The organism is Nonomuraea candida (assembly GCF_000725485.1).
Lineage (GTDB): Bacteria > Actinomycetota > Actinomycetes > Streptosporangiales > Streptosporangiaceae > Nonomuraea > Nonomuraea candida.
In genome coordinates, this window is the sequence record NZ_JOAG01000020.1 from 46,188 (window position 1) to 67,578 (window position 21,391).

Below are 21,391 nucleotides of genomic sequence, written 5' to 3' on the forward strand. Positions count from 1 at the left end.
ATGAGCGGCCGTTACGTGCTGCCCTCGTTCACCGAGCGCACCTCCTACGGGATCAAGGAGATGAACCCGTACAACAAGCTGTTCGAGGACCGCGTGGTCTTCCTGGCGGCGCCGATCGACGACACGCTGGCCAACGACGTGATGGCGCAGCTGCTGACGCTGGAGTCGATCGACCCCGACCAGGACATCCACCTCTACATCAACTCGCCCGGCGGCTCGTTCACCGCGATGGCGGCCATCTACGACACGATGCGGTTCGTGCGGCCGGAGATCCACACGGTCTGCATCGGGGAGGCGGCCTCGGCGGCGGCGGTGCTGCTCGCGGCCGGCGCCGAGGGCAAGCGCGCCGCGCTGCCGCACGCGCGGGTGCTGCTGCACCAGCCGCACGCCGAGGGCGGCCGCGGCCAGGGCAGCGACCTGGAGATCCACGCCAGGGAGATCCTGCGGATGCGCGACCAGCAGGAGGAGATCCTGGCCCGGCACACCGGCCGGGGGGTGCTGGAGATCAGGAAGGACATCGAGCGCGACCGCATCTTCACGGCCGAGCAGGCGCGCACCTACCACCTGATCGACGACATCTACGCCTCCCGCAAACGCACCCTGACCCCGGCCCGCTGACCCCGGGATGAAAGGACGTCGCATCATGGCGGAACAGCAGCCCTGGCAGTGGGACGAGCAGACGTGGCGAGGTCACGTGGCGCGGGTGCGCGCGGGCCGGAGCCTTCGCCCCTTGACCTGGCCGGGTGGCGCGCGGGTCGCGGTCGCCCTGTCCTTCGACTCCTGCACGCGCAGGTCATCGGCCACCGCTCCCGCATGGCCGCGCTGAGCGAGCCGGTCGAGCACATCGACGCGCACGAAGGCGTCTGGTACGCCACCCACGCCCAGGTCGCCGAGTACGTCCTGCAGAACGCGTGACCACCGCCCCCACCACCCTCCCCGGACATCCCTGACCGTCCCCGTCTTCCCCGGACCTCCTGACCGTCCCCGGCTGCCGGGACGCCCCTGGCCGTCGCCGCCATCCCCGGCACCGTGACGGTTGATGGGGTTGGGGGGTCGGGAGGGGACTAAATCCCGACCTGTACACTCTGGGCGGTTATCGGGGGAATCGGGGGAGTGGCGCTGTGCCGCTGGAACACATCCTGGTGTTGCTCGTCGCGGCGGTCGGCGCCGGGTGGGTGGACGCCGTCGTGGGCGGCGGCGGGCTGCTGCAACTGCCGGCCATCCTCATGACCGGCATCCCGACGGTCGAGGCGATGGCGACCAACAAGCTGTCGTCGGTGTTCGGCACCACCTCGGCCGCCGTCGCCTACGCGCGCTCCACCAAGCTGGACAAGCAGGTGGCGCTGCCCGGCGCCGGGCTGGCCGTGATGAGCGCCGGGCTGGGCGCGTGGGCCGCCGCGTCGATCTCGGCCGAGGTGTTGCGGCCGGCCGTGATGGTGGTGCTGCTGGCCGTGGCCGCGTTCGTGACGCTGCGGCCGAACATGGGCGCCATGCCCGTGCCGCACCTGCGCACCCGGCGGCGGGTGGTCGCGGCCGTGGCGACGGCGGGCGTCGTGATCGCGTTCTACGACGGCATCATGGGGCCGGGCACGGGAACCTTCCTCATCATCGCCTTCACCACCATCCTCGGGCTGGACTTCGTCTCCGCCTCGGCCTCGGCGAAGCTCATCAACATCGGGACGAACGTCGGCGCGCTGGTGGTGTTCGGTCTCCAGGGGCACGTGAACTGGGCCCTGGGCCTGGGCATGGCGGTGTGCAACGTGGCCGGCGCCCAGTTCGGGGCGCGGATGGCGCTCAAGCGCGGCGCGGCCTTCGTCCGCATCGTGCTGCTGGTCGTGGTGGCGGCGATGGTGATCAGGCTGGGCTGGCAGCAGTTCGGCTGACCACGACGCCCCCACCCCCGGCGGCCGGAGGCTCAGCCGGGGAGGGGTTCCGGGGAACGTACGCGGAGTGCCGTCGCCGTCAGGGCGACGAAGGCGGCCAGCAGCGCCGGGATGGCCAGCGCGCCGGGCAGCTCGGCGATCGCCCCGATGAACACCGGCCCCGACAGCACGCCCGACCTGGTCACGCTGTCGGCGGCGCTGCTGCTCTTCGGCGCCGTGCACGGGGTGCTCGACGTGGCCATGAACGCCGGCGCCGTGCAGGTGGAACGGGCGTACGGGCGGCCGATCATGTCGTCGTTCCACGCGGTCTACAGCCTGGGCGGGTTCGCCGGGGCCGCGGCCGGCGAGCTGTTCGCGCATCGCGAGCTGACGGCGGCGGCCACGTTCTGGACGGTGGGCGCGCTGATCGTGGTGCTGGCGGCGTGGGCGGCCCGCTGGACCCTGCACCCCACCCCCGCCCCCGCTCCCACTCCCGCCCTTGCGTACGCGGGCGGCACCAGCGCCACCCCCTGCGCCAGGGCCGCCGGGACCACGGCCCGGCCGCTGCCGTACCGGTCGACCAGCCTGCCCACCGCCGCCATGCCGATGACCGCCCCCGCCGCCACCGCGAGCAGCGCGAGGCTGAGCAGGCCGTCACCGAGTCCCAGGCGCTCCTTGATGGCGGGGATGCGCGCCGTCCAGGTGCCGATCGCCGCGCCGGACAGGAAGAACAGCAGGCGGACGGCCACCCGTGCGCGTCTCACCCAGCCACCCTGACCGCCACCTCGGCGGCCGCCAGGGCGTCGCGCTCCTCCGGCGGGATGCCGGGGTCGGTCACCACCACGTCCAGGCGGGTGATCGGGCAGACCGCGCCGAAGGCCGTATGGGAGAACTTGCCCGAGTCGCACACCACGACCACCCGCCGCGCCGCGGCGATGGCCGCCTGCTTGACCGCCACCTCGGGCAGGTCGTGCGCGGTCAGCCCGTGCTCGGCGGACAGGCCGCAGCAGCCGATCACGGCCGTGTCGAAGCGCAGCGCCCTGATCGAGTTCTCGGCGAGGGGGCCCATGACGTTCAGCTCGCCCTTGCGCACCTCGCCGCCGGGCAGCACCAGCCGGACGCGCGGCGCGCCCGCCAGCAGCGTCATCGCCTGCAGCGCCAGCGGCAGCACGGTCACCCGCCGGTCGAGCAGCGCGCGGGCCACCTCCAGCGCGGTCGTGCCGCCGTCGAGCACCACCGCCTCCCCGTCGGCGATGAGGGCGGCGGCCTCCGCGCCGATGCGCCGCTTGGCCTCCACCGCCTCCCGTTCGCGCACCCCGAACGGCGGCTCCTCGCCGCGCAGCAGCAGCGACAGCGCGCCGCCCCTGACCCGGCGCACCACGCCCTGCTGGGCCAGCTCGTCGAGGTCGCGCCTGATCGTCATCTCCGAGACGCCGTGCTCGGCGGCCAGCTCGGCGACCGACACGCTGTCCTGTTTGCGCAAGGTGTCGATGATGGCCCGCAAACGCTCCATGTGTTCATACAAACACGACATATGTCCGCAATACAATGAAGAACATGCGTGCCAGCCGCCTGCTCTCGCTGCTCCTGCTCCTGCAGACGCGCGGCCGCATGACAGCGCCCGAGCTGGCGGCCGAGCTGGAGGTGTCGGTACGCACCGTCTACCGCGACGTCGAGGCCCTGTCGGCGGCCGGGGTGCCGGTCTACGCCGACCGCGGGCCGGCGGGCGGATACCAGCTCCTCGACGGCTACCGCACCCGGCTCAACGGGCTGACGGCCGAGGAGGCGTCCGGGCTCTTCCTGGCCGGGCTGCCGGGGCCCGCCGCCGAGCTGGGGCTGGCCGAGGTGGCGGCCGCCGCGGAGCTGAAGCTGCTGGCCGCGCTGCCACCCGAGCCGCGCTCGCACGCCTCCCGCATGCGCGAGCGCTTCCTGCTCGACGTGCCGGGCTGGTACCGCTCGGGCGACGACGTGCCGCACCTGAGCGAGGTGGCCGAGGCGGTGTGGGACCGGCGGCCGCTGCACATGACCTACCGGCGATGGGGGCAGCAGGAGGTGGACCGGGTCATCCATCCCTATGGGCTGGTGCTCAAGGGCGGCTCCTGGTACCTGGTGGCGGCGCCGCCGGGCGGATCGCCGCGCACGTACCGGGTGGCGCGGATCCTGACGCTGGAGACCCTGCCCGGGAGCTTCTCCCCGCCCGACGGGTTCGACCTGGGCGCCTTCTGGCGGCAGTACGCCCGGGAGTTCCGCGAGCGGATGTACACCGCCGAGGTCGTCATCAGGCTCGCGCCCGGGCGGGGCGACCTGCTGGCGTACACGATGGGCTCCGACGTCGTCGGCGCCGCGCTGGCCGCCGCGGGCGAGCCCGATCCGGAGGGCTGGCTCACGCTCACGCTGCCGGTGGAGTCGCTCACGCACGCGCGCTGGCTGCTGCTGCGCATGGGCGCCGACGTCGAGGTGCTCGAACCGGCCGAGCTGCGCACGATGATGGCCGAGGCGGTCGCCGAGCTGGCCAAGCTGTACGGCTGACATCCCCTCTCTCGCCCACGGGGTGAAAACCAGGAGAGATATGCGGGGTGATCTGGGAGTATGCCCGGCATGTACCTCATCGGATTCATCGGCGCGTGCATCGCGGTGGCCATGGTGCCAGGCGTCAGCACCGCCATCATCTTGCGCCAGACCCTGCGCGCCGGCCGGGGCTCGGGGATGGCCGCCACCCTGGGCAACGAGACCGGCATCCTGGTGTGGGGCCTGGCCGCCGCGTTCGGCCTGTCGGCCCTGCTGGTCGCCTCCCAGGTCGCCTACGACGTCATGCGCGTGACCGGCGCCGTGCTGCTGCTCGCGATGGGCGCCCAGGCGTTGTGGCAGGCCCGCAAGGGCGCCCCGGACCTGCCGGAAGGGGAGGTGGTGCCCGGCCGGCGCGCGCCGTACCTGGCCGGGCTGGGCACCTGCCTGGCCAACCCCAAGGCGGCGGTGTTCGCGATGTCGTTCCTGCCGCAGTTCGTCCCCGCGGGCCAGAACGTGCCGCTGACGCTCGTGACGCTGGCCCTGGTGTGGGTGATGGTGGACCTGCTCTGGTACGGGCTGCTCATCTGGGCGGTCGCCAAGGCCAAGGCGTGGCTCGGCCGGCCGGCCGTCAAGCGGCGGCTGGAGCAGATCTCCGGCGTGGTGCTCATCGGGCTGGGCGTGCGCATGGTGGTGGACGCCCGATGACGATCTGGTACGACGAGCGCGGCACCGGCGAGCCCGTGGTGCTGCTGCACTCGACGGCGGCCGACTCCGGCATGTGGGACGCGCAGTGGGAGGCGCTGTCCGGGCGGTTCCGGGTGATCAAGGTGGACTTCCGCGGGTACGGGCGCACCCCGTACCAGGCCGACGCGCCCTACAGCGACGGGGACGACGTGGCCGAGGTGCTGGCCGCGCTGGGCGTCGGCCGGGCCGCGATCGTCGCGTCGTCGGGCGGCACGCCGGCGGCGCTGCACCTGGCCGCCGCCGGGCTGGCGGGCAAGCTGGTGCTGCTCAACCCGGTCTCCACGCTGGAGCCCACGCCGGACGTGCGGGCGTACTGGCAGGAGGAGGGGCGCCTGCTGGAGGCGGGCGACGTGCAGGGGGCCGCCGAGCTGAACGCGCGCACGCTGCTCGGCCCGGAGGCCACGGACGAGGCGTGGCGGCGCCTGGTCGCGATGCAGCGGCACGCCTTCGAGGTGCAGCTCGCCGCCGACCCCGAGCCCGAGCAGATCGAGCGGGAGATCACGCTCAAGGGCATCGACGTGCCGGCGCTGATCGTGGCAGGCGGGCACGACCTGCCGTACTTCCGGGCCAGCGCCCGCCACCTGGCCGACGAGCTGCCCGAGGCGCGGCTGCTGGAGCTGGAATGGGCCGGGCACCTTCCGGCGCTCGAACGTCCCGCGGAGATCGACGCGCTGCTGCTGGATTACCTTTAGTCCATGACGAACGACCTGGCGACCCTCATGAGGCAGGCGCAGGACGACGATCCGCTGCTGGCACTGCGCGCCGCCACCGCGCTGCGCCGTGAGATCGAGCGCCTGGAGGCGGTCCAGGTGCGGCGGGCCCGGGTGGCCGGGCTCGCCTGGGCCCAGATCGCCGACGCGATCGGGGTCAGCAAGCAGGCGGTCCACAAGAAGTACGGCCGCCGCTAGCCCGCCGCCGGCCGGCCCGCCGCCGGCCGGCCCGCCGCCGGCCGGCCCGCCGCCGGGCCGCGCACCGCCCGGTACGGCGGGATGCGGGGCTCAGTCGGGGAGCTGCACCGTCGTGATGCCCAGCGTGCTGGTCATCGGCAGCAGCCCGGCCTCGAAGACCGCGCCCAGGAACGGCGCCGCGAGCTGCCCCAGCCGCGCCGCCCGCTCATCGCCGAGCCGGCGCCAGGGCTCGAAGGCCAGGTCGTCGGTCATCCGCTCCACCTGGTCGCGCAGCGCCCGCCCGCGCTCCGTCGCCTGCCCGTCGGCGTCCACCAGCCCGCGCGCGGCCAGCCGCTCCCTGGCCTCGGCCCACTCCTGGTCGCTCCAGCCGCGCCCGGCGAAGTTCTCCACCGGGGCGGCCCCGATCGCCGCGAACGACACCAGCGCCTCGCACGGGTCCAGCTCCGCCGCCACCAGCGCCGCCACGTGGCCGTCGCCGCGGTGCTCGCGCAGCACCGTGGCGGCCTGCCACAACACCAGGTGCGGCTCGTCCGGCCACGGCAGGTCCAGGTTGGCCGCCGCGAACGGCCTGCCGCCCACCGTCACGCTCTCGGCCGCCGCCCTGGCCAGCTCCGCCGCCTCGGCCACGCCGGGCCCGGCCAGCCGGTCGCCGAGCAGGTCGCGGTAGGTCCGGTCGATCGCCTCCAGGCGGGTGGCCAGCACCTGCTCCGGCGCTGCGACCTCCCACACGCCCGGCACGTGCGCGGCGATCGTGGCCGGGCTGAAGCTGTAGTAGACGGCGGTGGCCAGCCGGGCGCCCGCCCGCCCCAGCGGCGCCGTGCGATAGGCGAAATAGCTGGGCCAGCGGGACTCCACGTCGTATCCCAGGGCGCCGGCCGCCGCGAAGGCCTGCGGCGAGAAATACAGCACGGCGTGGATCGGCTCAAGCTGGTGCCACATGCGGCGGGCGAGCCTGGACGGTGTGCTCATGGCAATCCCCTCACTGTCTAGATAAATTATGCCAGTGACGATAGAGGCATGGCGCATCACTGGTCAATCGCAAATAGACAGTTATGTCGGGAGGTGGGCGGAGCTTGCCGTCCTGCTCGTGAACGAGCTGCACGTCACCCAGGCCCGGGGCCGCCCGGTCACCCCGCCCGCCGACCGCCGCGCCGCCCTGAACCAGGCGATCACCGCCCACGGCTGGACCCCCACCCCCGCCCCCACCCCCGCCCCGGCCGGTGCCGCCGGCGGGCCCGTCCTGAGCGGGGACGACGCCGACCGGCTCGCCGAGGTGGCCGCGGAGCTGCATCCCGCCTTCACCGGCGGCGACGTCACGGCGCTCAACCGGGCGCTCGTACGCCACGCCGCCGTCCCGAACCTGCACGGCGATCCGCCGGTCCTGGCCTTCCACGCCCCCGGCGCGGACCTGCCCGACGCCTGGGCCGCCGACGCCGGCACGGCGCTGGCCATGGTGATCGGGGTCGGGCAGGGGCGGCGGTTGCGCTCGTGCGAGGCGGAGGGATGCGAGCTGGTCTTCTTCGACGTCACCAGGAACGCCTCACGGCGCTTCTGCGGCCTGTCGTGCCAGAACCGCGCCAAGGCCAGCGCCTACCGCGCCCGCCGCCGCACCTGACCGCCCGCCTCCGCCACAGCGCGGTGCCGCACCCGGCGGTCCGTGCCACGACCCGGCCGGGCGGCTCCCCGGCCGGGACTCAGCGGCCCTCGGCCGCGCCCAGGCGGTCGGCGACGGACGCGACCGCGCCCAGGATGCGGTCCACCTGCCCGCCCGTGTGCGCCGCCGTGACGCTCAGCCGGATCAGCGCCGACTCCCCGGGCACGCTCGGCGGCAGCATCACGTTGGCCAGCACCCCCTCCTCCAGCAGCCCCGCCCAGAACCGGCAGCACGCCAGCGCGTTCCCCATGCGCAGCGAGACGGTGGGCGTGCCGCCGGGCGGGATCGCGAACCCGAGCGCGACCAGCCCCGAGCGCAGGCGCTCCGCGGCGGACATGACCGCGCGGCGGCGCTCCGGCTCGGCGCGGATGATGCCGAGGGCGGCCAGTGCCGCGGCCGTGCACGACGGCGGCAGCGACGCCGAGAACAGCGCCGGCCGCGCGCTGTGGCGCAGGTATTCCACGACGTGCCGGGGCCCGGCGACGGCCCCGCCCAGCGTGCCGAAACACTTGGAGAACGTCACCGTCTGCACGTCGACCGCCGGCTGCAGGCCGTGGTGCTCGGCCGCGCCCCGGCCCCCGGGCCCCAGCAGGCCGGCGTCGTGCGCGCTGTCCAGCACCACCCGCGCCCCGTGCCGCGCCGCGAGCTTGACGATGCCCGGCAGGTCGCTGAGGTCGCCCCCGACCGAGAACATGCCCTCGGTCAGCACCATCGCCCCCGCCTCCGGGTCGGCCTCCTCCAGCAGCCGGGCGAGCTGGCCCATGTCGTTGTGCCGGTAGCGCCGCATCGGAGCCTGCCCCAGCCGGGCGGCGTCGATGAGCGAGGCGTGGATGTGCCGGTCGGCGAACAGGACGTCGCGCGGCCCGAACAGCGCGCTGAGCGTGAGGTTGGCCTGGTAGCCGGTGGAGACGACCATCGCCGCCTCGTGACCGAGGAACGCCGCCAGCTCCGCCTCCAGGGTGCGGTGCAGCTCCAGGGTGCCGTTGAGGGCGCGTGACCCCGAGTTGCCCGCGCCCAGCCGGCGCAGCGCCTCCGCGGCGGCCTCGGTCACCCGGGGATCGCCGGACAGGGCCAGGTAGTCGTTGGAGCCCGCCATGAGCACGCGACGGCCCCCCACCACCACCTCGCCCCCGCCCGGCCGCTCCTCCACCGGCAGGTAGAAGGGGTAGCAGCCGGCCCTGGCCGGCGCCTCGAACTCCTCTGGCAGCCGGCACTTGCTGAACGGGTCCGTCACGGCGCGGCACTCACTTTCCGGCTCTGTCCGAAGCATTCCGGCGACTCACTCCGCATCGGGTGATCGTAGCTGACAGTACTTGATCGTAATAGTAGAGTAATCGCCGCTGGTCCGGATCGAGCACACTCGTGCCCCCCAGCCCCGCAGTCCGACAAGCAGCAGACGAGGACGTACGCATGACCGAAGACGAGATCTTCCACCAGCTGCGCGCCATCTGCGCCAGGATCCTCTCGGTGGATCCGGCGCTCATCGCCCCCGACACCGACCTGCGCGAGGAGCTGGAGGCCGACAGCCTCGACATGGCCGAGCTGGCCGCCGCCAGCGAGGACCGCTTCCAGCTCGCCGTCGACCTCGACACCGCCAAGCAGGCCCGCACCCTGGCCGACGTGGCCACCCTGGTCCTGGCCGGGCCCCGGGCCGGCTGATGCGCGGACGGGTCCGCGTCGCCGTCACCGGCCTGGGCGTGCGCACCCCGGCCGGCAATGATCTCGAGACGTTCTGGCGCACCCTGGTCACCGGTCGCTCCACCGCCCGCCCGATCACCTCCTTCGACGCCGCCGACCTGCCGGTCGGCTTCGCCTGCCAGGTCCCCGGCTTCGACACCGCCCCCTACGTGACGGGCAAGCAGGCGCGCCGGATGGACCGCGCGACGCTGCTGGCCGTGTGCGCGGCCGACGACGCGCTGGCCGACGCGGCGGCCGGGGCGGGAGAGCCGCCGGTCCCGCCCGAGCGCCGCGCGGTCGTCACGGGCACCGCGCTGAGCGGCTCGGAGACCAGCGAGGCCACCCTGCTGGGCGGCGAGCAGCCGGGCGCGCTCTACATCCCGCGGACGATGCCCAACGCCGCCGCCGCGTTCGTCAGCATGCGCCACCAGATCCTCGGCCCCAGCATGACCGTCTCCACGGCCTGCGCCTCCGGCGGCCACACCATCGGAGAGGGGCTGCGGCTGCTCCGCGACGGCTCCGCCGACCTGGTGGTGGCCGGCGGCACGGAGGCCTGCGTCACGCGCACGATCCTGCTCGCCTTCCACCGCTGCGGCGCGCTGTCCCAGCGCCGCGCCGACCCCGAGCGCGCCTCGCGCCCGTTCGACGCCGGCCGCGACGGGTTCGTGCTGGCCGAGGGCGCCGCGTTCGTGGTGCTCGAACGCCTCGAGGACGCCGTGCGGCGCGGCGCCCGCGTCTACGCCGAGCTGGCCGGCTACGGCCGCACCTCCGACGCCCACCACCTGACCTCGCCCGACCCCAAGGGCGCGGGCGCCGAGCGGTGCATGCTGCAGGCGCTGGCCGACGCGGGCGTGTCCACCGGTGATGTCGCGCACGTCAACGCCCACGGCAGCGGCACCCCGCTCAACGACGTCACCGAGGCCCAGGTGATCACCCGGCTGTTCGGCCCCGTCCGGGTGCCGGTGACCTCGACCAAGAGCGTGCTCGGCCACGCGATCGGCGCGGCCGGCGCGATCGAGGCCGTGGCCGGGGTGCTGACCCTGCACCACCGCCTGATCCACCCCACCATCAACCTCGACGCGCAGGACCCGGCGTGCGAGATCGACGTGGTGCGCGCCCCGCGCCCGCTCGCGCCCGGGGCCGTCGTCTCCAACTCCTTCGCCTTCGGGGGGCACAATGCGAGCCTCGTCCTCACCTCCTACGACGGCTGAGATCGCCGAGGGGCGGCGCGGGCTGCGCGAGTTCGTCGAGCTGCCCTACCGGCTGCACGGCCGCGACCCCCACTTCGTGCCGCCGCTGCGCGGCGAGTGCCGGTGGCTGCTCGACCGGCGGCGCAACCCGTTCTTCGCCTACGGCGCGGCCGAGCTGTTCACCGTGCGCCGGGGCGGGCGCGTCATGGGCCGGGTCGCCGCCGTGCACAACCCGCGTCACAACGCCGCCCACGGGACGCGCGACGGGTTCTTCGGCCAGTTCGCCTGCGCCGACGACGCCTCGGTCGCGCGCGAGCTGCTCGACGCCGCCGCCCGGTGGCTGCGCGGGCGCGGCCTGGAGACCATGCTCGGGCCGGTCAACTTCACCACCAACGACGAGTGCGGGGTGCAGGTCGACGGGTTCGGGACGCCGCCGAGCGTGCTGATGCCGTACAACCCGGCCTACTATCCGGCGCTGCTGGAGACATACGGGCTGGGCAAGGCCAAGGACCTGTGGGCCTGGCAGATGAGCGGCGCCGGGCCGGGGGAGCGCCTGCTGCGCGTGGCGCGGCGGGCCGAGCGGCACGCGCGGCTCACCGTGCGGCCCCTCGACCCCGCCCGCCTCGACGCCGACCTCGGCCGGGTCAAGCACGTCTTCGACCTGGCCTGGCAGGGCAACTGGGGGTTCACCCCGATGACCGAGGCGGAATACACCGCCGTCACGCGCCGGCTGCGCAAGGTCCTCGATCCCAGGCTCGTCCAGATCGCCGAGGTGGGGGGCGAGGCGGTCGGGGTCGCCTTCGCGCTGCCCGATCTCAACCAGGCCCTGCCCGCCGCGCGCGGCCGCCTGTCCCGCTTCGGCCTGCCGATCGGGCTGGTCCGGCTGGCTCTGGCGGCCCGGCGCATCGACCGGGCGCGCGGCGTGCTGTTCGGGGTGGTGCCCCAGCTGCGCAGGCAGGGCATCGAGGCCGTCCTGTTCTCCCGCGCCCTCGAGGCGTTCGTGGCCGGGGGATATCACGGCGGGGTGGAGCTCGGCTGGACCCTGGAGGACAACCACGACATCAACCGCTACCTGGCCAGGATCGGCTGCAGCCACGACAAGACCTACCGCATCTACGGGATGACGCTGTGACGGCGCGTTATCTGGTCACCGGTGCGACCGGGTTCGTCGGCGCGCGGCTGACCCGCATGATCCTGGCGCGCGGTGACGCCGTCACCGCGCTGGCGCGGCCTTCCCCGCGCGCCCGTGAGCTGCGCGAGCTGGGCGTCGAGGTGGTGCACGGCGACCTGGCCACCGGCCGGGGCATCACGGAGGCGGTGCGCGGCGCCGACCGGGTGATCCACCTGGCCGCCACGCTCCGGGCGCGCACCGCCGCCGGCTTCCTGGCCGTCAACCGCGACGGCGTCGCCCGGCTGGCGGGCGCCCTGGCGGCCCTGCGCCGCCCGCCGCGCCTGGTGCTGTGCTCCTCCCTGGCGGCCGGCCCCGCGATCTCCCTGTACGGCGCCAGCAAACGGGCCGGCGAGCAGGCCGCCCGGCGCCACGCCCACCTCGTGCCCACGGCCGTCCTGCGGCCCGCCATCGTCTACGGCCCCGGCGAGGCCGCGCTGCTGCCGGCGCTCCTGCCGATGGTCCGGCGCGGCCTGGTCGTCAAGCCCGGCTACGGGCACCGCCGCTACGGCATGGTCTACGTGGACGACCTGTGCGCCGCCCTGCTCGCCGCCGCCGAACGCGGCCCCGTCCTGCCTCCCGCCGGCGAGCACGGCGGCATCCTGCCCGTTGCCGGCGAGCGCGGCGGCGTCTCGCCCCCCGTCGCCGGGCGCGGCCCCGTCCTGTCCGCGGCCGGTGGTCGTGATCAGGCCGGTGTCTACCCGATCAGTGACGGCAACGCCTATGCCTGGGGTGACATCTGCCGCGCCCTGGCCAGGGCGGCCGGGTGCCGGGACCCGCTCGTGCTGCCGCTGCCCGTGACGGCCGTGCACGCCGTGGCGGCCCTGGCCGAGCTGGTCGCGCGGGGCGGCGTGCCGGTGCTCAACCGGGACAAGGCCCGCGAGCTGCGCCGCCCGGACTGGACCTGCGCGCCCGACGCCGCCGCGCGCGAGCTGGGCTTCGCGCCCGCCACCACGCTCAGACGAGGGTTCGAGGCCGCGCTGGCAGAGCCGTCCGCGCCAGCCGCGCCGTCCGCGCCGTTCGCGCCCGCCGCGCCGCCCACCGCTCCGTGACGGCGTGCACGGCCAGCGCCACCAGCAGCCCGCCTGCGACGTCGACGAGGTAGTGGTACCAGTCGTACACCACGGCCACCGTCAGCCCCGTGGCCAGCGCCGTCAGCAGGCGGGCGGCTTTCCTGGAGACGTGGCGGCGCAGGCACAAGACGGTGATCCAGGCGCCCGCCACGTGCGGTGAGGGGAAACAGGCGCCCGGCGGGTCGAAGGTGACCATGATGTGGTTCTGCAGCGCCGTGATCAGGTAGCCGTCGGGGCGGTGGCCGGCGAACGGCCCGGACGCCGGGCCCACCACCGGCAGGGAGATGAACCCGAGGTAGCAGATGAGCAGCCCGGTCATCGTGGTGAACAGGTAACGCTCCGCCAGGGGCCCCCGGCCGCGCGCGTACAGGATCACGGGCAGCAGGAAGCAGCCGTAGTAGGAGAAGTAGCAGAGCGTCAGCAGCTCGGTCAGCGGCGGGACGGCGAACGTGTTGGCGGCGGCGTTGGGCGAGACCCCGAACAGGCCCAGCTCCCACGCGCGCAGGTCGTCGTCCAGGAACCGCCCGTGCAGGACGCGGGACAGGCTGCCGGCCGCGCCGTAGGCGAAGGGGAGCACGAGCAGCGGCGCGGCGAACCGGGCGAACGACACGGCCCGGCGGTCCGGGAGCCGCTGCCCGGCGTAGGCCATGGCGAGCAGGAAGAGGGCGGCCGGCGCGTACGCGAGCGGCGGCGTCGCGCCCTCCGGAACGCGCTCGTGGAAAAAGGCTGAGATGAGCGCCATGAGCCCGAAATAGCCCAACAACAGCGCCTCGACCGGTCGAATTTCCACGTCGCCCCCCGAACTCCGTATGTTTCGCCGGCGCCCCAATATAGCGGCCCGCCCGGCGAGAATTCCTGCGAGCGGCGGAGTCCGGAAGATAACGTGGCCGTCCGTGAATGGCGAATTCGAGGACGATGCGGTTCCCCTGACATTCGGCGACCATTATGTGATCCGGGCCGGCGCGGGCGCGGTCTGCGATTCCCGCCTGCACAACGGCGTCGCCGTCCGCCGGCCGGGGCCCGCCCCCGACCCCGGCTCGCTGTGCGGGATGGTCGCGGAGGCGGTGCGCGTACGCGCACCCGCCCTGGCCTACCGGCTGGCCGGGAAGGGGCTGCGGATGCGGTGGGAGCCCGATCCCGGGTTCGACCCCGCCCACCACGTCGAGTTCCACCGGCTGCCGGCCGGGGTGGGCGTCCACCAGGCCGTCATGGACGCCATGCGCATGCGGCCGCTCTCGCGGGAGCGGCCCCTGTGGAGCCTGATGGTGCTGCAGGGCAACGACGGGGCGGAGCACGTGCTCTGCTACCGCTCGCACCACCTGTTCCAGGACGGCATGGGGCTCGTCATGGCCACCCGCGCCCTGCTGGGCACCGGCACGCTCGCGGCGCCCGGGACGGGCGGGGCGTACCTGGGGCCGCCGGGGCCCGCCCGGCGGGCGCTGGGCGACCTGCGGCGGATGGTCTCCGCGCCGCCCCGCTGGTTCACCGCCCGGCCCGGCGGCCCGCCGGATCTCCGGCTGCAGGTGGTCCACCTGGAGCGGGCGCTCTTCCACGACATCGCGCGTACGACGGGCGCCAGCATCGCCCAGATCGGCCTCACCCTCGTCACCGGCGCCCTGCGCGCCTGGAACCCGTCCGCCTGGCCCGCCCCGGACGCCGGCGACCGGGAGGGTGATGCGGACCCGCGGTTGGGCGCGGCCGGGCGCGCCCGCGGCGGGGAACGGGACAAGAGGCGGGGAAGAGGGCGGGGCAAGGGGCGGGGGGAGCTGGTCGTGGCGTTGCCGGTCGGGCTGTACGGGCACCGCCGGCACACCGGGCTGGGCAACCACACCGCCCTGCTGCCCGTCACCCTCCCCTGCGGCGAACCCGCCGCCCTGGACCGGCTGGCGCGGATCGCCGAGCAGACCACGATCGGGCGGATCGGGCAGGCCCGCCAGTCCGGCCGCGAGTTGTACGGCCTGCCGGCGGCGCTCGCCGTGCCGCTGCTGCGGCTGATGTCACCGCTGTTCGGGAAGGGCTCACCCCGCAGGCTCAGCGTGACCACCGTGCCGCTGCCCAAGGAGCTCGGGGCCCAGGGCGAGGTGTTCATCGTGCCGGGGCTGGTGCCGGGGCTCGCCGGAATCGTGGTGATCCTGCCGGTCGGGGAGAGCGTGACCTTCTCCGGGGTGTTCGACCCCCGGGTGTCGCGCCCGGAGGAACTGCTCGGCCTCCTGCGGCGGGAGCTCACCCAGCTGCACGCGCTGGCCACCAGATGAACCGCCCCATGTGGTGGGCGAGGGCCGGCACGAGGAACGAGCGCACGATCACCGTGTCGATGACGACCCCGATCGCCACCAGCAGCCCGAGCTGGACGATCGGGACCAGCGGCAGCACGGTCAGCACGAAGAACGCCGCCGCCAGCACCACCCCCGCCGCCGTGATCACGCCGCCGGTGGCGCGCAGCGCGTGCAGGGTCGCCTCACGGGTGTCGAGGCGCAGCGCCTCCTCGCGGACGCGGGCCATCAGGAAGATGTTGTAGTCGATGCCGAAGGCGATGAGGAAGACGAACGCGTACAGGGCGAAGGAGACGTCCATCACCGGATAGCCCAGGAACTGGGTGAACAGCGCCGAGCAGAGCCCCAGCGTGGCGGCGAACGACAGCACCACCGTGCCCATCAGCAGCAGCGGCGCCACCAGCGAGCGCAGCAGGACGATCAGGATCAGCGCCACGACCGCCAGGATCAGCGGCACGACGAGGAAGGCGTCGTCGAGCGCGGCGTCCTTGGCGTCGAGCAGCTCGGAGGTGAACCCGCCGATCAGCGCCGCGTCGCCGGCCACGGCGCGCACGGTGCCGCGCAGCAGCTCCACCAGGCGCTGGGCCTCCGGCGTGTTCGGCTCGGCGGCCAGGACCACGTCGAACGTGCGCCACGGCGCGGGCGGCCCCGAGCGCACCGACACCACCCCTTCGGCCCCGCGCACGGCCTCGGCCACGGCGGCGCTCCTGTCGGGCCTGGCCAGGACCACCACGGGGGCGCTGGCGGGGTAGTGCCGGCGCAGGGCGTCGTAGCCGGCCACGGAGTCCGTGCGCATCGTGAACAGCGACGACGGCGGGATGCCCGAGGCGTCGAGCGTGGTCAGCCCCATGCACAGGACGGTCAGGAGCAGCGCCGAGCCGGCCCAGGCCAGGCGGGGCCGCTGGCCGACGAAGCCCGCCACGCCGCGCCACACCCCGTCGCGCGCCTCCTGCCCCGGGCGCGGCAGGCTCGGCCAGAACGCGCGCCGCCCGCCCAGCAGCATCAGCGCGGGCAGCAGCGTCACCATGACCACCATCGTGACCAGGATGCCGATGGCCGCCGCCGCGCCGATCGAGCGCAGCGCGTTGGTGTCGGCCACGACGAGGCAGCCGACGCCGCCCGCCACCGTGAGCGACGAGGCGACGACCGTGCGGACCCCGCCCGACAGCGCGCCCTTCAGCGCCGCCGTCTCGTCGGCCGTCACGCGCAGCCGCTCGCGGTAGCGGGCCACGAGCAGGAGCGCGTAGTCGGTGGCCACCCCGAACACCAGCACGGTGAACACCTCGGGCGTGGCCGCGCGCAGCGTCATCAGCCCGGACCGGGCCAGCGCGTAGACCGCCGCGGCCGAGCACAGGTAGGCCACCACCACGGCGAGCATGGGGATCACCCACAGCACGGGGCTGCGGTAGACGGCGAGCAGGACCAGCAGCACCACGCCCACGCTCAGCGCCAGCAGGGTGCCGTCGACCCGGCGGAAGGAGTCGACGTAGTCGGCCGCGGCCCCGCCGGCGCCGCTCACGTGGCTCACCAGGCCGGGCGGCCTGTCCTCGGTGGCGATCTGGCGCAGCCGCTCGACCAGCGGGCTGACCATCACGCCCGGCCTGCCGGACACCAGCACGGTGACCTGCAGCGCCTCCCCGTCGGCGCTGGGCACCGGGTCGGAGGCGGTGCCGAGCACGTCGGGCACGGTGGCGAACTGCCGCAGATCGCGCCGCGCCGCCCGCAGGTCCTTCCGCAGCAGCCCCCCGGGCCGTTCGTAGATCACCAGGGCCGGCACCACCCGGCCGTCCTGCTTGGCCAGCAGGTCGAGGACGCGGGCGGACTCGACGCCTCTGGCCAGCATGGAGGTGCCGCTGGTGATGCGGACGTCGTCGAGCGGGCCGCTGGTGAGCACGGCCGCCACGGCCAGGGCCACCCACCCGATCACCACTCCGACCGCGATTCTCCGCGCTGTGGCCATTCGCAACAAAACCGACAATTCCCGCCCACCCCCCGTCGCCTGGTGAGAATGTGTCCGTCAGCACGTAGACCATAAATTCCCGGTCCCGCTTAAACAAACTTTTGCAGGAGTCTCATATTCGCGTCATGGGAGCATCAAAGGGGACATGACGCGATTATCTCTTCTCGCGGAAATGGTTGTGGCGCATGCGGCGGCGAGAATTGAAGGGTGGTCGCCACATGGGGGGAAGTCGCCGTGCCGTTGGATCGGGGGCGAGGGGTCAGGGCCTGACGCGGAGGTCGGCGAAGAGGGCCCGATGGTCGGAGCCGGGCACGTCGAACACCCGCACCCCGACCGCCGTGCCGCGGGCGTCCGTCAGCACGTGGTCGATGGCCACCAGCGGCGGCAGCGCGCGGCCGTACGGCCACGTCGGGGTCAGGCCCTGCCCGGTGGAGGCCGCCGCGTCGGTGTACCCCGTGTCGAGCAGGCGGCGGAAGACCGCGTGGTCGAGGGTGGCGTTGAAGTCACCCGCCAGAACCCGCGGCGGGCCCGCGCCGGAAGCGGGCGGCAGGGCGGCGATCCCCGCCTCCCACCGCGGCACCGTCCGGGGCACGGGCGCGACCGGGTGCACGACCACCACCTCGACGGCCGGGCCGCCGGGCAGCACCACCTCGGCCACCGGCATGTGGTGCCCGACCGGCCGGAACAGCCCGGTGCGTTCGCGCAGCGGATGGCGGGCGTACACGCCGCTGCCCTCGGGGCCGCGGAAGTCGGCCCTGCCGATGTGGTGCGGCAGCAGCTCTGCCAGCCCGGCCGCCGCCAGCCGAACACGCCCGCCTCCAGCCCGGCCTCCACCTCCGCCCGGCCTCCGCGCCCGCCCGGCCCCGTCCTTGCCGCCGTCGCGCCTGCCCGGCCCGTCCCGGCTGGCGGGGTGCCGGTCTAGGCTTTGGGGGTGCGGCGTAAGGTGATGATCTGGTCGTTGCCGGTCCTGATGCTCGCGGGCTGCGGCGGCGGGCCGGGCCAGGAGGGGCCGTCGCGCGGTCCCGAGCCGTCCGCGTCCGGGTCGCAGCCCGCCTCCACAGCCGCCTCCACCCCGGGGCGCACCCCGTCCTCCGGACCTCGGGGCGGCGGCCGGGGAATCGACGACGTCAACGCGGACGGGTACGCGGACCTGGTCATCGAGGTCGGCGTCTCCGAGCGCCGGCAGCTCGCCGTGCTGTACGGCTCGTCCCGCGGGCTCGATCCCGGCAGGCGGACGGTGGTGCCGCCCGGCACGTTCTCCTCCTGGCTGGTCGGCGGCGGCATCAGGGGCGACTTCGACGGTGACGGCTTCGGCGACGTCGTCGCCCACGGCGCGCGGGCGGGGGACGACGCGCCACAGGGCCCGCACCTCCTCTGGGGCGGCCCGGCCGGCATCGCCGCGCGCACGCCTCCGACTCCCGTACGTCCGGCCGCCGGGAGCGAACCGGCGCACTCCAGAGCGGTCGCGGGCGACTTCGACACCGACGGCCACGCCGACCTGGCGCTGTCCGGCCCGCCGCAGGCGGACGCGAGCGCCGCGGATCTCACGGTCCTGTACGGCCCCTTCACCCGCCAGGGCGTCCCCGCCCGCCGCACCGTCCAGCCGTCGCCGACCGGGTCGGAGTTCTGGCGGATGACCTCCGACGACCTCGGCGGGCGGCGCGGGGGCGGCCTGCTCGTGCACGAGGGCGACGACGGCGAGCAGACCTCCCCCTGGCTGCTCGCGGCCGGCCCCGGCGGCCTGGCGAAGACGGGCAGGAAGCTGAACGCGGGCATGTCGGCGGCGTTCGGCGACTTCGACGGCGACGGGGCCAGGGACGTCGCGGTCGGCGACGACGGCAGCCGCAACAACGAGCCCGGCTACGAGACCGAACCGCCCTCGGTCGACAAGACGGTCACCGTCTACCACCGCAACGGCCGGCAGGCGGCGTTCAGGGGCACCGCGGGCGCGGCCGTCGCCGGGGACTTCGACGGGGACGGCCGCGACGACCTCGCCTTCGGCGGGGCGGGCCGGCAGGGGCCGCCGCGGGCGTACAGCGCGCCGAAGGTCTTCCGGGGCGGCCCCGGCGGTCTCGGCGCCGGGCGGCACGTCGAAGGGCCGGGCAAGGTGGCGCCGCTGGCGGCGGGGGACTACGACGGCGACGGGGACGACGAACTCGTCCTCGCCGCCGGCGACGACGACGCCCCCGCGATCGTGCTCACCGACGGCACGAAGCTCCTCACCAGCTTCCCGACCTCCACCCTGGCGTCATAGCCCCGCCACTCGATGGCGGGGCCGGGACGGAAACGGGCGCCGGCGGCCGGGCAGAGGCGGGCGGTCGCGGGAGACGGCGGTCCCGGAAAGCGGACCGGGGCGTGCCGGTCAGTGGTGGTCGCGTTTCCAGAGCTCGGCCAGGTCGTCGGTGCCGGCGCTCTGGACGGCGATGCTCCTCACCTGGCGGTCGTGCCGGCGTACGAGACGGGCCTGGTCACCCCCCAGCGGCGACCGGCTCGTCATCCCCGGCGGCGACGGCGCGACCTGATCGCCGGCACCGGCGGCGATAGGATGCGTGCATGAGCACCACCGAGCGGCCCGGCGACCCAGGCGGCTCGGGCCGGCCCGGCCGATCTGGTGGTTCCGGCCGATCCGGTGGGTCCGTTGGGTCCGGTGGGCCTGGCGGCGCCGGTCGCTCTGGCGGCTCAGGCAGGCCGGACGGTCCCGGTGGCTCCGGTGGGCCTGGCGGCGCCGGTGGGGCGCTTGGTGAAAATCTCGGGTGGACACTCGGGGTGCTGCTGCGGGCCTACCAGGGGTCCGTCGTCACCGTGATCGGTGATCTGCCGCACGGCCCGCGCGGTTATCAGACCCTCGCCGCGGTGGCGGGCGGCGCCCATCCCACGCAGCTCGCGCTGGCCGCGCACCTGGGCATCGACCGGACCGTCATGACCTACCTCATCGACGACCTGGTCAAGGCCGGGCTGGTCGAGCGCCGCCTCAACCCGGCCGACCGCCGCCAGCGCCGGATCGTGGCCACCGCCAAGGGGCTGCGCACGTTCCGCGACCTCGAACGGCGCGTCCGCGAGGCGGAGGACGGCCTGCTCGGGGCGCTCGACGCGGGCGAGCGCGAGACGTTCCGGACCCTGTTGTGGCGGGTGGCCTGCGACGTGCGCGACATCGAACCCGCCAAGGACCCGTGCGAGGTGGCCGAGGAACTGCTCGCGGACGGGGCCTGAGGCTCAGCCCTTCCCGCGTTCCGAGAGGGACCGCCTTCCCGCCCTTCACCGGAGGACGGCTTCCCGTGGCCCGGAGAGGACGGCCTCTCGCGCTCCCGGAGCCGTCGTCCTCCGTTCCGGAGCCATCTCCCGGCCTCCTCAGGGGAGACCCAAGCGTTTGCATGCGCGGGGAATGCCCGGACGCAAAGCGCTGTTGTGCAACTCGTCTGGCATGGAGATAGTCTGCCGGACAACGTATCGCCTTGCCGGCGGAAGAGGAGCGCACGATGCCTGACTACGGGCACGACCTGATCTTCGGATCCTTCATCATCCCCGCCAACGCCGCGCCCCACGAGGTCGTCGCGCTGGCGCAGGAGTCCGAGGCCGCAGGGCTGGACCTGGCGACCTTCCAGGACCACCCCTACCAGTCGGCCTTCCTGGACACGTGGACGCTGCTGTCCTACGTCGCCGCCAGGACCGAGCGCATCCGCCTGTCCGGCAACGTCATCAACCTCCCGCTGCGCCCGCCGGCCGTGCTCGCCAGGGCGGCGGCCAGCCTCGACCTGCTCAGCGGCGGCCGGTTCGAGCTGGGGCTCGGCGCGGGCGGCTTCTGGGACGCGATCGAGGCGATGGGCGGCAGGCGGCTGACCCCCGGGCAGGCCGTGGACGCGCTCGGCGAGGCCATCGACATCATCCGCGGCATCTGGGACGCCGGCGAGCGGTCGCGGTTCCGGGTGGACGGGACGTACTACCGGGTCGAGGGGGCCAAGCGCGGCCCCGCCCCGGCGCACGACATCGGCATCTGGCTGGGGGCGTACAAGCCGAAGATGCTCCGCCTGACCGGGGCCAAGGCCGACGGGTGGCTGCCCTCGCTGCCGTACATCCAGAGCCTCGACGAGATCGCCGAGGCCAACGCCACCATCGACGCGGCGGCCGTCGAGGCCGGGCGCGAGCCCGCCGCGATCCGCCGGCTGTTCAACGTCACCGGCCGGTTCGGCCAGGGCGGCGACCGGTTCCTGGACGGGCCGCCCGAGCAGTGGGCCGAGCAGCTCGCGGCGCTGACCCTGGAGTACGGCTTCTCCGGCTACATCCTCATGGCCGACGACGCGGCCACCATCCGCACGTTCGGCGAGCAGGTCGCGCCCGGGGTGCGGGAGCTGGTGGCGCGGGAGCGCGCGGCGCGCG

At 74.5% G+C, this 21,391-nt stretch carries 24 protein-coding genes and 1 pseudogene; 16 read left to right on the forward strand and 9 right to left on the reverse strand.

The window, feature by feature from the left end:
* From IO39_RS20620 to IO39_RS20625, 3 genes are all read left to right on the forward strand, one after another.
* A complete protein-coding gene (locus IO39_RS20620; protein WP_043625573.1) occupies positions 1-618 on the forward strand; it encodes an ATP-dependent Clp protease proteolytic subunit in 618 nt (205 codons plus the stop codon).
* 25 nt (positions 619-643) lie between these two features.
* Positions 644-826: a hypothetical protein gene (locus IO39_RS52775; RefSeq protein ID WP_084773172.1), complete on the forward strand. Its 183-nt coding sequence runs from the start codon at positions 644-646 to the stop codon at positions 824-826.
* Positions 827-1,121: 295 nt separating this feature from the next.
* Positions 1,122-1,883, forward strand: a complete 762-nt coding sequence (locus IO39_RS20625) for a sulfite exporter TauE/SafE family protein (RefSeq protein WP_043625578.1) — start codon at positions 1,122-1,124, stop codon at positions 1,881-1,883.
* Between the two features lie 32 nt (positions 1,884-1,915).
* Here IO39_RS20625 and IO39_RS59425 read toward each other — a convergent pair whose 3' ends face one another.
* Genes IO39_RS59425 through IO39_RS20635 form a run of 3 tightly spaced genes read right to left on the reverse strand, consistent with a single transcriptional unit; the run spans position 1,916 to position 3,375 of the window.
* Positions 1,916-2,173, reverse strand: coding sequence for a hypothetical protein (locus IO39_RS59425; protein WP_342671427.1), 258 nt, complete (start codon positions 2,171-2,173; stop codon positions 1,916-1,918).
* A gap of 18 nt (positions 2,174-2,191) precedes the next feature.
* A complete protein-coding gene (locus IO39_RS59430; RefSeq protein ID WP_342671434.1) occupies positions 2,192-2,728 on the reverse strand; it encodes an MFS transporter in 537 nt (178 codons plus the stop codon).
* Positions 2,623-3,375, reverse strand: coding sequence for a DeoR/GlpR family DNA-binding transcription regulator (locus IO39_RS20635; protein ID WP_043625582.1), 753 nt, complete (start codon positions 3,373-3,375; stop codon positions 2,623-2,625). Before IO39_RS20635 ends, IO39_RS59430 begins: the two co-directional genes overlap by 106 nt.
* Positions 3,376-3,419: 44 nt before the next feature.
* Between IO39_RS20635 and IO39_RS20640 the strand changes: the two genes are divergently transcribed.
* From IO39_RS20640 to IO39_RS20655, 4 genes are all read left to right on the forward strand, one after another.
* Positions 3,420-4,391, forward strand: coding sequence for a helix-turn-helix transcriptional regulator (locus tag IO39_RS20640; RefSeq protein ID WP_043625585.1), 972 nt, complete (start codon positions 3,420-3,422; stop codon positions 4,389-4,391).
* A 69-nt stretch (positions 4,392-4,460) separates the two neighbouring features.
* Positions 4,461-5,075, forward strand: coding sequence for a LysE family translocator (locus IO39_RS20645; RefSeq protein WP_211267084.1), 615 nt, complete (start codon positions 4,461-4,463; stop codon positions 5,073-5,075).
* Positions 5,072-5,806 (forward strand): alpha/beta fold hydrolase, encoded by a 735-nt coding sequence (locus IO39_RS20650; RefSeq protein ID WP_043625591.1) that lies wholly within the window; start codon positions 5,072-5,074, stop codon positions 5,804-5,806. The genes IO39_RS20645 and IO39_RS20650 overlap by 4 nt, the downstream gene beginning before the upstream one ends.
* Before the next feature lie 3 nt (positions 5,807-5,809).
* A complete protein-coding gene (locus IO39_RS20655) occupies positions 5,810-6,022 on the forward strand; it encodes a hypothetical protein (protein WP_043625594.1) in 213 nt (70 codons plus the stop codon).
* A gap of 90 nt (positions 6,023-6,112) precedes the next feature.
* Here the strand turns inward: IO39_RS20655 and IO39_RS20660 are convergent, their stop codons facing one another.
* The gene (locus IO39_RS20660; RefSeq protein WP_043625598.1) at positions 6,113-6,991 is read right to left on the reverse strand and encodes an SCO6745 family protein; all 879 of its coding nucleotides are present in this window, start codon (positions 6,989-6,991) and stop codon (positions 6,113-6,115) included.
* A 118-nt stretch (positions 6,992-7,109) separates the two neighbouring features.
* On the opposite strand from IO39_RS20660, the gene IO39_RS20665 reads away from it, so the two are divergent.
* Complete coding sequence (locus tag IO39_RS20665) at positions 7,110-7,637, forward strand: CGNR zinc finger domain-containing protein (RefSeq protein WP_043625600.1); 528 nt, start codon at positions 7,110-7,112, stop codon at positions 7,635-7,637.
* A gap of 79 nt (positions 7,638-7,716) precedes the next feature.
* On the opposite strand, the gene IO39_RS20670 is transcribed toward IO39_RS20665, so the two are convergent.
* Positions 7,717-8,910, reverse strand: coding sequence for an aminotransferase class I/II-fold pyridoxal phosphate-dependent enzyme (locus IO39_RS20670; protein WP_052423127.1), 1,194 nt, complete (start codon positions 8,908-8,910; stop codon positions 7,717-7,719).
* Positions 8,911-9,086: 176 nt separating this feature from the next.
* On the opposite strand from IO39_RS20670, the gene IO39_RS20675 reads away from it, so the two are divergent.
* Genes IO39_RS20675 through IO39_RS20690 form a run of 4 tightly spaced genes read left to right on the forward strand, consistent with a single transcriptional unit; the run spans position 9,087 to position 12,763 of the window.
* The gene (locus IO39_RS20675) at positions 9,087-9,335 is read left to right on the forward strand and encodes an acyl carrier protein (RefSeq protein WP_043625602.1); all 249 of its coding nucleotides are present in this window, start codon (positions 9,087-9,089) and stop codon (positions 9,333-9,335) included.
* Positions 9,335-10,564, forward strand: a complete 1,230-nt coding sequence (locus tag IO39_RS20680; protein WP_043625604.1) for a beta-ketoacyl-[acyl-carrier-protein] synthase family protein — start codon at positions 9,335-9,337, stop codon at positions 10,562-10,564. Before IO39_RS20675 ends, IO39_RS20680 begins: the two co-directional genes overlap by 1 nt.
* Positions 10,530-11,675, forward strand: a complete 1,146-nt coding sequence (locus tag IO39_RS20685; protein ID WP_043625606.1) for a hypothetical protein — start codon at positions 10,530-10,532, stop codon at positions 11,673-11,675. The genes IO39_RS20680 and IO39_RS20685 overlap by 35 nt, the downstream gene beginning before the upstream one ends.
* The gene (locus IO39_RS20690) at positions 11,672-12,763 is read left to right on the forward strand and encodes an NAD-dependent epimerase/dehydratase family protein (RefSeq protein WP_052423128.1); all 1,092 of its coding nucleotides are present in this window, start codon (positions 11,672-11,674) and stop codon (positions 12,761-12,763) included. The genes IO39_RS20685 and IO39_RS20690 overlap by 4 nt, the downstream gene beginning before the upstream one ends.
* On the opposite strand, the gene IO39_RS20695 is transcribed toward IO39_RS20690, so the two are convergent.
* The gene (locus IO39_RS20695; RefSeq protein ID WP_157548675.1) at positions 12,669-13,574 is read right to left on the reverse strand and encodes a phosphatase PAP2 family protein; all 906 of its coding nucleotides are present in this window, start codon (positions 13,572-13,574) and stop codon (positions 12,669-12,671) included. The genes IO39_RS20690 and IO39_RS20695 overlap by 95 nt on opposite strands.
* Positions 13,575-13,677: 103 nt before the next feature.
* On the opposite strand from IO39_RS20695, the gene IO39_RS20700 reads away from it, so the two are divergent.
* Positions 13,678-15,039, forward strand: coding sequence for a wax ester/triacylglycerol synthase domain-containing protein (locus tag IO39_RS20700; RefSeq protein ID WP_169789087.1), 1,362 nt, complete (start codon positions 13,678-13,680; stop codon positions 15,037-15,039).
* Here IO39_RS20700 and IO39_RS20705 read toward each other — a convergent pair.
* Positions 15,008-16,987, reverse strand: a complete 1,980-nt coding sequence (locus IO39_RS20705) for an MMPL family transporter (RefSeq protein ID WP_084773176.1) — start codon at positions 16,985-16,987, stop codon at positions 15,008-15,010. The two genes, IO39_RS20700 and IO39_RS20705, sit on opposite strands and share 32 nt — an antisense overlap.
* 289 nt (positions 16,988-17,276) lie before the next feature.
* A complete protein-coding gene (locus IO39_RS59435; protein WP_342671435.1) occupies positions 17,277-18,065 on the reverse strand; it encodes an endonuclease/exonuclease/phosphatase family protein in 789 nt (262 codons plus the stop codon).
* On the opposite strand from IO39_RS59435, the gene IO39_RS50810 reads away from it, so the two are divergent.
* Complete coding sequence (locus tag IO39_RS50810; RefSeq protein WP_157548678.1) at positions 17,949-19,271, forward strand: FG-GAP-like repeat-containing protein; 1,323 nt, start codon at positions 17,949-17,951, stop codon at positions 19,269-19,271. The genes IO39_RS59435 and IO39_RS50810 overlap by 117 nt on opposite strands.
* Before the next feature lie 108 nt (positions 19,272-19,379).
* Here the strand turns inward: IO39_RS50810 and IO39_RS58935 are convergent, their stop codons facing one another.
* Positions 19,380-19,514 (reverse strand): hypothetical protein, encoded by a 135-nt coding sequence (locus IO39_RS58935; RefSeq protein ID WP_281200101.1) that lies wholly within the window; start codon positions 19,512-19,514, stop codon positions 19,380-19,382.
* Positions 19,515-19,783: 269 nt separating this feature from the next.
* Here IO39_RS58935 and IO39_RS20720 point away from each other — a divergent pair, with 269 nt between their 5' ends.
* Together IO39_RS20720 and IO39_RS20725 are read left to right on the forward strand one after the other, a co-directional pair.
* Complete coding sequence (locus tag IO39_RS20720) at positions 19,784-20,227, forward strand: MarR family winged helix-turn-helix transcriptional regulator (RefSeq protein WP_043625618.1); 444 nt, start codon at positions 19,784-19,786, stop codon at positions 20,225-20,227.
* Between the two features lie 266 nt (positions 20,228-20,493).
* Positions 20,494-21,384 (forward strand): annotated as a pseudogene (locus IO39_RS20725) (LLM class flavin-dependent oxidoreductase); the annotation flags it as partial.
* Between the last annotated feature and the right edge of the window lie 7 nt (positions 21,385-21,391).

What these genes read in the sequence shown, in the direction of transcription:
- IO39_RS20620 (WP_043625573.1), top strand. Translation starts at nt 1, where the DNA reads ATGAGCGGCCGTTACGTGCTGCCCTCGTTCACCGAGCGCACCTCCTAC.
- IO39_RS52775 (WP_084773172.1), top strand. Translation starts at nt 644, where the DNA reads ATGGCGGAACAGCAGCCCTGGCAGTGGGACGAGCAGACGTGGCGAGGT.
- IO39_RS59425 (WP_342671427.1), bottom strand. Translation starts at nt 2,173, where the DNA reads ATGATCGGCCGCCCGTACGCCCGTTCCACCTGCACGGCGCCGGCGTTC.
- IO39_RS20635 (WP_043625582.1), bottom strand. Translation starts at nt 3,375, where the DNA reads ATGGAGCGTTTGCGGGCCATCATCGACACCTTGCGCAAACAGGACAGC.
- IO39_RS20640 (WP_043625585.1), top strand. Translation starts at nt 3,420, where the DNA reads ATGCGTGCCAGCCGCCTGCTCTCGCTGCTCCTGCTCCTGCAGACGCGC.
- IO39_RS20645 (WP_211267084.1), top strand. Translation starts at nt 4,461, where the DNA reads ATGTACCTCATCGGATTCATCGGCGCGTGCATCGCGGTGGCCATGGTG.
- IO39_RS20650 (WP_043625591.1), top strand. Translation starts at nt 5,072, where the DNA reads ATGACGATCTGGTACGACGAGCGCGGCACCGGCGAGCCCGTGGTGCTG.
- IO39_RS20655 (WP_043625594.1), top strand. Translation starts at nt 5,810, where the DNA reads ATGACGAACGACCTGGCGACCCTCATGAGGCAGGCGCAGGACGACGAT.
- IO39_RS20660 (WP_043625598.1), bottom strand. Translation starts at nt 6,991, where the DNA reads ATGAGCACACCGTCCAGGCTCGCCCGCCGCATGTGGCACCAGCTTGAG.
- IO39_RS20675 (WP_043625602.1), top strand. Translation starts at nt 9,087, where the DNA reads ATGACCGAAGACGAGATCTTCCACCAGCTGCGCGCCATCTGCGCCAGG.
- IO39_RS20680 (WP_043625604.1), top strand. Translation starts at nt 9,335, where the DNA reads ATGCGCGGACGGGTCCGCGTCGCCGTCACCGGCCTGGGCGTGCGCACC.
- IO39_RS20685 (WP_043625606.1), top strand. Translation starts at nt 10,530, where the DNA reads ATGCGAGCCTCGTCCTCACCTCCTACGACGGCTGAGATCGCCGAGGGG.
- IO39_RS58935 (WP_281200101.1), bottom strand. Translation starts at nt 19,514, where the DNA reads ATGACGAGCCGGTCGCCGCTGGGGGGTGACCAGGCCCGTCTCGTACGC.